The organism is Micrococcus sp. LASM2_SD2 (assembly GCF_057364565.1).
Map to the genome: position 1 here is coordinate 1 of NZ_JBNFOB010000083.1, position 8,721 is coordinate 8,721.

The 8,721-nt window shown below is 72.3% G+C and carries 6 protein-coding genes and 2 pseudogenes; 6 read left to right on the forward strand and 2 right to left on the reverse strand.

Annotated features, from left to right (window positions below):
* Positions 1-274: 274 nt before the first annotated feature.
* Positions 275-784: pseudogene (locus AC2W7A_RS06150) on the reverse strand (GtrA family protein); the annotation flags it as partial.
* Positions 785-1,151: 367 nt separating this feature from the next.
* On the opposite strand from AC2W7A_RS06150, the gene AC2W7A_RS06155 reads away from it, so the two are divergent.
* The 4 genes from AC2W7A_RS06155 to manA are packed head-to-tail and all read left to right on the forward strand — an operon-like array spanning position 1,152 to position 5,852.
* Positions 1,152-2,396, forward strand: a complete 1,245-nt coding sequence (locus AC2W7A_RS06155; protein WP_485990577.1) for a 5-(carboxyamino)imidazole ribonucleotide synthase — start codon at positions 1,152-1,154, stop codon at positions 2,394-2,396.
* A gap of 3 nt (positions 2,397-2,399) precedes the next feature.
* A complete protein-coding gene (purE, locus tag AC2W7A_RS06160) occupies positions 2,400-2,954 on the forward strand; it encodes a 5-(carboxyamino)imidazole ribonucleotide mutase (protein WP_485990578.1) in 555 nt (184 codons plus the stop codon).
* Complete coding sequence (locus tag AC2W7A_RS06165) at positions 2,951-4,582, forward strand: LCP family protein (RefSeq protein WP_485990579.1); 1,632 nt, start codon at positions 2,951-2,953, stop codon at positions 4,580-4,582. Before purE ends, AC2W7A_RS06165 begins: the two co-directional genes overlap by 4 nt.
* A 25-nt stretch (positions 4,583-4,607) precedes the next feature.
* On the forward strand, positions 4,608-5,852 hold the full coding sequence (gene manA, locus AC2W7A_RS06170; RefSeq protein ID WP_485990580.1) for a mannose-6-phosphate isomerase, class I: 1,245 nt from the start codon (positions 4,608-4,610) through the stop codon (positions 5,850-5,852).
* Between the two features lie 151 nt (positions 5,853-6,003).
* On the opposite strand, the pseudogene glpX reads toward manA, so the two are convergent.
* Positions 6,004-7,019 (reverse strand): annotated as a pseudogene (gene glpX, locus AC2W7A_RS06175) (class II fructose-bisphosphatase).
* A 117-nt stretch (positions 7,020-7,136) separates the two neighbouring features.
* On the opposite strand from glpX, the gene AC2W7A_RS06180 reads away from it, so the two are divergent.
* The gene (locus AC2W7A_RS06180) at positions 7,137-7,793 is read left to right on the forward strand and encodes a DUF4245 domain-containing protein (RefSeq protein WP_485990581.1); all 657 of its coding nucleotides are present in this window, start codon (positions 7,137-7,139) and stop codon (positions 7,791-7,793) included.
* Positions 7,794-7,925: 132 nt separating this feature from the next.
* Entirely contained in the window at positions 7,926-8,570 is a 645-nt protein-coding gene (locus AC2W7A_RS06185; RefSeq protein ID WP_485990582.1) for a carbonic anhydrase, read from the forward strand.
* Positions 8,571-8,721 lie beyond the last annotated feature (151 nt).

The following is an 8,721-nucleotide window of genomic DNA, read 5'->3' on the forward strand; positions in this document are numbered from 1 at the left end:
CGCCGCCCTGCAGGCGTGGGAGGACGGGCGCGCCGTGGTGGTCTGCGCCGGGGACCTGGCCGCCGGCGCCCGCGAAACCGGCTTCAGCGCCTGACCGGAGCATCGCCCGGACACAGCAGTGGCCCGGAGGAATCCGCTTCCTCCGGGCCACTCGTCTGCGGATCGCGCCGGCGTCAGGCGGCCGGCCGTGCGGGCGGTTCGCCGTCGCCCGGCTGGGGTCCCGTTCCACGGCGTGCGGGCTCTCCGGGGTGGCGGCGGGGACGTCCTCGGGCTGCTGGGCGACGTAGGGCATCTGGCCGGTGATCACGGCCAGGTCGTGCTCGTAGCCGGGCTCGGAGTCCAGCTCCTCGCGGAACACCCAGAAGCGGTAGGCGAAGTAGCGGAAGACGGTGCCGAAGAACAGGCCCACCACGTTGCCGGCCACGAAGAGGCTGGTCCTGTCCGTCAGGCCCATGCCGTACTGGGCGATGAACACGCAGCCGGCCTGGATGCCGAGGCCGATCGCGTTCATGATCAGGAACATCACGAGCTCGCGCACCACGTTGTTCTGGCGGCGGTGGCGGAAGGTCCAGAAGCGGTTGGCGACCCAGCTGAACAGGGTGGCCACTACGCCGGCCACGATCTTGGCCTTGACGTTGGAGCCCTCCATGGGGCCGGACATGAGCCAGAGGAAGACGGCCGAGTCCACCACGAACGCGGCGGCGCCCACCGTGCCGAACTTGGCCACCTCGCGCCAGAGCAAGGACACGAGGCCGGTGAAGCGGCGCCACAGGTTGGACATCATGGAGAGGGGATCCTCTGTTCGACTGCAGGGGCACGCGGTGGGCAGGTGCGTCGGCGGAGGTCGCTCCTCGGCCGGCGACGCCTCTGACGCGTCTCACCCGCCGCCGGCCCGTCCCGTCTCCGCTGCGGAGCAGGTCCCACCCGGCGCGGGCGTGTGGTCGAGTGTATGCGCTCGGATGGAACCGGTGCGGCACACCGGACCTGCCGGACGGAAGACTCCCAGCACATCTCCAGGCAACGTGCGGTGCCGCTCACGCGGCACCTTGTCCCAGGTCACGACGACGGCCCCTCGCCCCCGTACCGCGGCTCACCCCGCGCGGCCCCTCCGCTCTGACCGGGTTCCCAGTCAACGCCGCTAACCTTGGCGGGTGACTTCTGCGATTCCCCCTCGTCTCGGTGTGATCGGCGGCGGCCAGCTGGCCCGCATGATGGCGGGCCCGGCCGCCGAGCTCGGCGTGTCCTTCAGCGTGCTCGCGGAGGCCCCGGACGCCTCGGCCGCGCAGGTCGCCCCACACACGGTCGGCGACCACACGGACCTGGAGGCCCTGCGCGCGTTCGCGAGGACCGTGGACGTGGTCACCTTCGACCACGAGCACGTGCCCACCGAGCACCTGCGTGTCCTGAAGGAGGAGGGTGCCGCCGTCCGCCCGGGTCCGGACGCCCTGGTGTACGCGCAGGACAAGCTGAGGATGCGGGCGGCGGTCGAGGAGCTCGGCCTGCCCAACCCCGCCTGGGCCCCGGTGGCGGACCTGGACGAGGTCCTGTCCTTCGGCGCCGAGCACGGCTGGCCGATGATCCTGAAGACCCCGCGCGGCGGCTATGACGGCAAGGGCGTACTCAAGCTGGACTCGGCCGAGGACGCCCGCGCCTCCGCCGCAGACGGCACCCTCGGCACGTGGCTGGGCGCGGGCATCGCGCCGCTGCTGGCCGAGGCGTTCGTCCCGTTCGTCCGTGAGCTCTCCGCCCAGGTGGCCCGCACCCCCTCCGGCGAGCTGGTGTCCTACCCGGTGGTGGACTCGGTGCAGACGGACGGCGTCTGCGACCTGGTCACCGCCCCGGCGCAGGGGCTGTCCGCGGAGCTGGCCGAGGCCGCCGCCTCCGCCGCCCGCACCATCGCCGAGCGACTCGACGTCACCGGCATGCTGGCGGTGGAGATGTTCCAGACCGGCGAGGGCGCGGACGGCTTCCAGGTCAACGAGCTCGCCATGCGCCCGCACAACTCCGGCCACTGGTCCATGGACGGCGCCGTCACCGGCCAGTTCGAGCAGCATGTCCGCGCAGTGCTGGACCTCCCGCTGGGCGATGTCTCCCTGCGCGGCGCGGCCGTGGTGATGAAGAACCTGCTCGGCGGCGCCAACGAGGACCTGCACGCCGCGGTGCCCCATGCGATGGGTGCCTTCCCGGAGGCCAAGGTGCATCTGTACGGCAAGGGCGTCCGCCCGGGCCGCAAGCTCGGCCACGTCAACGTGGTCGCGCCGACCGCAGAGGACCTCCCCCATGCCGTGGAGGCCGCCGAGTCCGCCGTGGCCCTGATCCGCGACGGCGGCGCCGCCACCGCCGGCGTCTCCCCCGCCTCTTCCGTCCCCTCGCCCGCCGCAGCCCAGGAGGCCTGAGCCATGACCGCCGCGAACCGCTACACCCGTCCCCTGCAGGACGCCCCGGCCCAGGTGGCCGTGGTGATGGGCTCGGACTCGGACTGGCCCGTGATGCGCGCCGCCGCCGACGTGCTCGGCGAGCTCGGCGTGCCTGTGGAGGTCGGCGTGGTCTCCGCACACCGCATGCCGCACGAGATGGTCGAGTTCGGGGCGCAGGCACACGAGCGCGGCATCCGCGTGATCATCGCCGGCGCGGGCGGGGCCGCCCACCTGCCGGGCATGCTCGCCGCCGTGACGCCGCTGCCGGTGATCGGCGTCCCGGTCCGCCTGAAGAACCTGGACGGCCTGGACTCCCTGCTCTCGATCGTGCAGATGCCGGCCGGGGTCCCGGTGGCCACCGTCTCGGTGGACGGCGCGAAGAACGCCGGCCTGCTGGCGGCCCGCATGCTCGGCACCGGGGAGGGCGAGCAGGCCGCCGCCCTCCGCGAGCGCCTGGTGGCGTTCGCCGCAGACCTGAACGCCCAGGCCCAGGCCAAGGGCGCCCGCCTTCACGACGAGGTGGCGACCGGCTCGTGAGCACGCTGCTCTCCGACCGTCCCGGTGCGGCGGACTCCCGCCGCGACCCGGTGCGCGACCCCCGTTCCGCCACGGCGCCGGAGCGCACGAAGCGCGCGGCGATCCTGCTGCTGCTGACGCTGCTGGTCCCCGGCGGCGCGCAGGCGGTGGCCGGCAACCGCACGCTCGGCCGCGCCGCACTGCGGGTGACCATGACGGTCTGGGCCGTGGTCCTGCTCGCACTGCTCCTCTCCCTGGTGGCCCGCGGCTGGCTCCTGAACCTGCTGGCGAACCCCGTGGTCCTCGGCGTGCTCGCCGTGGTGCTGCTGGTGCTCGCGGTCGGCTGGCTGGTGCTCTGGGTGGACACGTTCCGGCTGCTGAAGGTCCACCTGCTGGCACCGGGCGCGAAGAAGCTCACCGTGGTGGCCACCGTCCTGGCCCTGGTGCTGACCACGGGCGGACTGACCTACGGGGCGTACCTCACCAACGCCGGCCGCACCTCGATCGGCAAGATCTTCGGTGACGGCCCGAAGGTGCACGCGCAGGACGGGCGCTACAACTTCCTCATCATGGGCGGAGACGCCGGAGAGGGCCGTGTGGGCCTGCGCCCGGACTCGATCCACGTGGCCTCGGTCAACGCGAAGACCGGCGCGACCATGCTGTTCTCCATCCCCCGCAACTTCCAGAACGCGCAGTTCACCGAGGACTCGCCGCTCTGGGACGTGTACCCGAACGGGTACGACTGCGGCGACGAGTGCATCATCAACTCCCTCTACGTGGACGTGACGAACAACCACAGGGACCTCTACCCGGAGGCCGAGGACCCCGGCGCCGAGGCCATGGTGGACGCGCGCGCGATCCTGGGCCTGGACATGTCCGGGTACGTGCTCGTGGACATGGGTGGGTTCTCCCAGCTCATCGACGCGATGGGCGGCGTGACGGTCACCTCCGGCGGCTGGGTCACCCACCGCGGCAAGCGCCCCGACGGCGAGTGGGGCAACATCTGGTGGGAGCCGGGCGTCCACCACCTGAACGGCGAGGACGCGCTCGCGTTCGCCCGCTCCCGCAAGTTCTCCTCCGACTACTCGCGCATCCGCCGGCAGCAGTGCATGCAGCAGGCCATGATGCAGCAGTTCTCCCCCACCACGGTGCTGGCCCGGTTCGAGGAGATCATGGAGGCCGGCGAGCAGATCGTGGAGACGAACATGCCGCAGTCCCAGCTCGGCACCTTCGTGGACCTGGGCGAGAAGGCCCGCGGGGTCGAGACCCGGCGGCTGACCATCGGCGCACCGGACTTCGGCGACGCCGGCGACCGCTTCTCCACCTACCCGGACTTCACGCAGATCCACGACCGCGTGGCCTCGATGATGGAGGAGGACGGCACCCCCGTGGTCCCCGGCGCCGAGGCGCAGGGCGAGGCCGTGGCCCCGGCCGGCACCGTGCTCCCGCTGCTGACCGGCACGGCCCCGGAGCCCTCGGTGGCCCCGGAGGTCGAGGAGGACGACCCGGACACCTGGCCGGAGGCCCCGACCGAGTACCAGGGCCAGGAGATCACTCCCGAGTCCCTGATGGCCTGGGAGGACGCCGGCGCCGAGGACGCCCTCGTCCACACCTCCTCCACCAACCACCTGTGTGCCCCCGGCCGTTGACCCCCGCTCGACTACCCTGGACACCATGCTTCGACTCGACTCGACCATCCGCGACTACTCGTGGGGCTCGACCACCCTCCTCGCCGCCCTGCAGGGCCGTGAGCCCTCCGGCGCACCCGAGGCGGAGATGTGGCTCGGCGCGCACCCGGGAGACCCCTGCGTCGCGGAGCTGCCGGACGGGGGCCGCATCCGCCTGGACGAGCTGATCGCCCAGGACCCGGAGCACCACCTCGGCGCGGCCGCCCGCTTCGGCCGACTGCCGTACCTGATGAAGCTGCTCGCCGCGGGCCGGCCGCTGTCTATCCAGGCACACCCGACCCTGGAGCAGGCCCGAGCCGGCTTCGCGGCCGAGGAGGCCTCCGGCAAGCCCCTGGACGCGGCAGACCGCAACTACCGGGACGACAACCACAAGCCGGAGATGGTGGTCGCGCTGACCCCGTTCTCCGCGCTGTGCGGCTTCCGCCGCCCGGAGGAGTCCCAGCTGACCTTCGAGCGCATCGCCCAGGTGATGACCGAGTACGCGGACGGGGACGCCACGGAGGTCGCCGTCGCCGCCCGGCACCTGGGCGTGCTCCTCGCGGACGGGGACATGCAGGGCGCGTTCGCGCAGATCCTGGACCCGGCCTCCATCTGGTCCCGCGGCGGCACCGCGGAGCTCGTGGCGGCACTGAAGGGCATGAGCGACCTGATCCTCCACGACGACGCGATCGTCACCGCCCTCGAGGCCGCCGAGCACTTCCCGGACGACCCGGGCGTGCTCGTCACCCTGCTGCTCAACCGCGTGGACCTGATGCCGGGCCAGGCCATCCACCTGCCCGCGGGCAACGTCCACGCCTATCTCCACGGTCTCGGGGTGGAGGTCATGGCCGCCTCGGACAACGTCCTGCGCGGCGGCCTGACCCCGAAGCACGTGGACGTGCCCGAGCTGACCCGCGTAGTCACCTTCGACCCGCTGCCGGTGCCCTACACCAACCCCGAGCCGGCCGGCGAGGGCGTCGTCCGGTACCGTCCGCCGTTCGAGGAGTTCGCGCTCACCCAGCTGACCGCCGACTCCGCCCAGACTCCGGTCCCGGCCACCCTGTCCGGCCCGGTGATCGCGGTCGGCACCAAGGGTTCGGCCGAGGTGGCCTGCTGCGGCGAGCGCACCGTCCTCGCTCCGGGCGAGGCCGTGTTCGTCTCCGCCGCCCAGACCGCTCAGTCCGCCCTCGAGGTCCGCTCCGCCGACGGTGAGGAGGCCACCGTGTACGTCGCCTCCCTGCCGGCGGACTGACGGCCTGACGACGACGGCCCGCGCCGTCGTCGTTCCCGCCCGCCTCCGCCTGACCGCCTGCTTCCGGGACGACCACAGACGAACGGCCCGGCCCCCGCGAAGGGGCCGGGCCGTCGTCGTGCCTGGGCCGGCGGAGCCGGTCAGGAGCGGATCAGCGGGCGTCCTCCAGCCACTTGGACCACTTGGCCACGTCATGCTCGGCGTCCACGGTGCGGACGGTGCCGGACTTGGAGCGCATCACGATCGACTGGGTGTGCACGCGGCCGTTATGGAAGCGGACGCCGCGCAGCAGGTCGCCGTCGGTGATGCCGGTGGCGGCGAAGTAGCAGTGCTCCGAGGTGACCAGCTCGTTCGTGGTGAGGACGGCGTCCAGGTCGAGTCCGGCGTCGAGGGCCTTCTGCTTCTCGTCGTCGTCGGTGGGGGCGAGGCGGCCCTGGATGACGCCGCCGGTGGCCTTGATGGCGCACGCCGTGACGATGCCCTCCGGGGTGCCGCCGATGCCCATCATCATGTCCACACCGGTGTCCGGACGGCCGCGGCGATCGCGCCGGCCACGTCGCCGTCCAGGATGAACTTCACGCGGGCGCCGGCCTCACGGATCTGCTTGACCAGGTCCTCATGACGGGGACGGTCCAGCACGCAGACCGTCACCTGGGAGACCGGCTTGTCCAGGGCCTTGGCCACCAGGTTCACGTTCTGCTTCACCGGCAGGCGCATGTCCACGAAGTCCGCGGCCTCCGGGCCCACCACGAGCTTGTCCATGTAGAACACAGCGGACGGGTCGAACATGGTGCCGCGCTCGGCCACGGCGAAGACGGACAGGGCGTTGTTGTAGCCCATGGCGGTCAGCCGGGTGCCGTCGATCGGGTCCACGGCCACGTCCACGGGGGCGCCGGTGCCGTCGCCGACCTTCTCCCCGTTGAACAGCATGGGCGCCTCGTCCTTCTCGCCCTCGCCGATCACCACGACGCCGTCCATGTTCACGGTGTCCATGAAGGAGCGCATCGCATCCACGGCGGCTCCGTCGGCCCTGTTCTTGTCCCCGTAGCCGACCCAGGGGCTGGCCGCGATCGCCGCGGCCTCGGTCACCCGCACCAGCTCCATGGCGAGGTTGCGGTCCGGCACGTGGTTCTCGTAGCCGGTCTTCTGCGTGGACGCGGTACCCATGTCTCTCCGATCCAGATCGCGGTGCGCCGTCCTCATCGAACGCAGGAGGGCGCCGGGGCCACTCTGCCCCACCTCCATCCTACGGCTCGGCGCGCACCGGGGTGGCAGAATGCTCGGGTGAGCCCGAGCGAGAACCCTGTCCCCCGCACCGACGACGCGCAGACCGCGCCCGCCGACCGTCACGTCCCGGGCGACGGCCGTGCCGAGGGCCCCGGCCTCCAGGCGGCACCACGGCCGGTGCTCACGGAGAAGCAGGCCAAGCGGGCCACATCCAGCTCCATGGCGATGCTGCTCTCCACGCTCTTCCTCCTGGCCGTGGTGGCGGCCTTCCTGCTGCTCTCCCCCGAACCGCCGGCGCCGGAGCGCCAGGACCGTGTGGACGTGGCGGCCGCCGCCGAGCAGGTGCGCTCGGCGGAGGACGTGCCGGCGGTGGCGCCGGAGGTCCCCGAGGGATGGATCTCCAACTTCGCCCGGTGGACCACCAAGGACGGCGTCTCCTCCTGGAACGTCGGCTGGGTGGTCTCGGACGACGTGTTCGCCGGCCTCGAGCAGGCCGCCGACGCCAACCCCACCTGGACGGCCATGCGCGTGAAGCAGGCCCCAGCTTCAGACCCGGTGGAGGCCGGGGGCGTGACGTGGACTCCCCACGACCCCGAGGGCAAGGACCTCTTCTGGGTCGGCGAGGTGGACGGCTCCACCGTGGTGCTCACCACCACCGGCGACGAGTCCGTGGTCCGGCGACTGGCCGAGGCCGTGACGGAGGCGTCCCGCTGAGCAGGTGACGGACCCGTGCCGACGATTCCGCAACCGAGGGATGCCGCCCGCGGCACGCCCACCGATCCTGACGTGGCACCATGGATCTTGACCGGCGCGACCCCACCCCATGGCCGCCAGGAAGGATCCCCCATGGCCACCACCACTCCACAGTCCCCCGCCGAGCCGCGCATGACGCCCGGCGAGGTCTACCGGATGCTCCAGGAGGGCAACGAGCGCTTCGTGGCCGGCACGCCGGGCCACCCGAACCAGGGCGCCGAGTACCGCTCCTCCCTCACGGCGGGACAGAACCCGAAGGCAGTGATCTTCGGATGCGCAGACTCCCGCCTGGCCGCGGAGATCATCTTCGACGTGGGCCTGGGCGACGTGTTCGTGGTCCGCACCGCCGGCCAGGTGATCGACGACGCCGTGCTCGGCTCCCTCGAGTACTCGGTGGACGTGCTGAACATCCCGCTCGTGGTGGTCCTCGGCCATGACTCCTGCGGCGCCGTGACGGCCGCCGTGGAGTCCTACGAGACCGGTGAGATGCCCCCGGGCTTCATCCGCTCCCTCGTGGAGCGCATCACCCCCTCCGTGCTGGCCGCCCAGCGCAAGGGCGTCACCGACGTGGACGGCACCGTGGCCGAGCACGTGGACCAGACCTGCGACCGCCTCGTGGAGTCGTCCCGCCACCTCTTCCGCGCGGTCCGGGACGGCCGCAGCGCGATCATCGGCCTGACGTACTCCCTGTCCGGCGGCAAGACCACCCTCGGCCGGGTGCTCGGGGACATCGACTGACGGTTCCCGCGCCGGCCGGCGAACACCACGCCGTGCCGGGGCCCGTCCAGGTCACGGAAGACGTCGGTCCGCACGCTGTTGGGGATCACCCGGGCCGGCGCGGGGAGCCGGTCGGCGACGAAGTGCGAGGGGCCACCACGCGCGGGCCCCG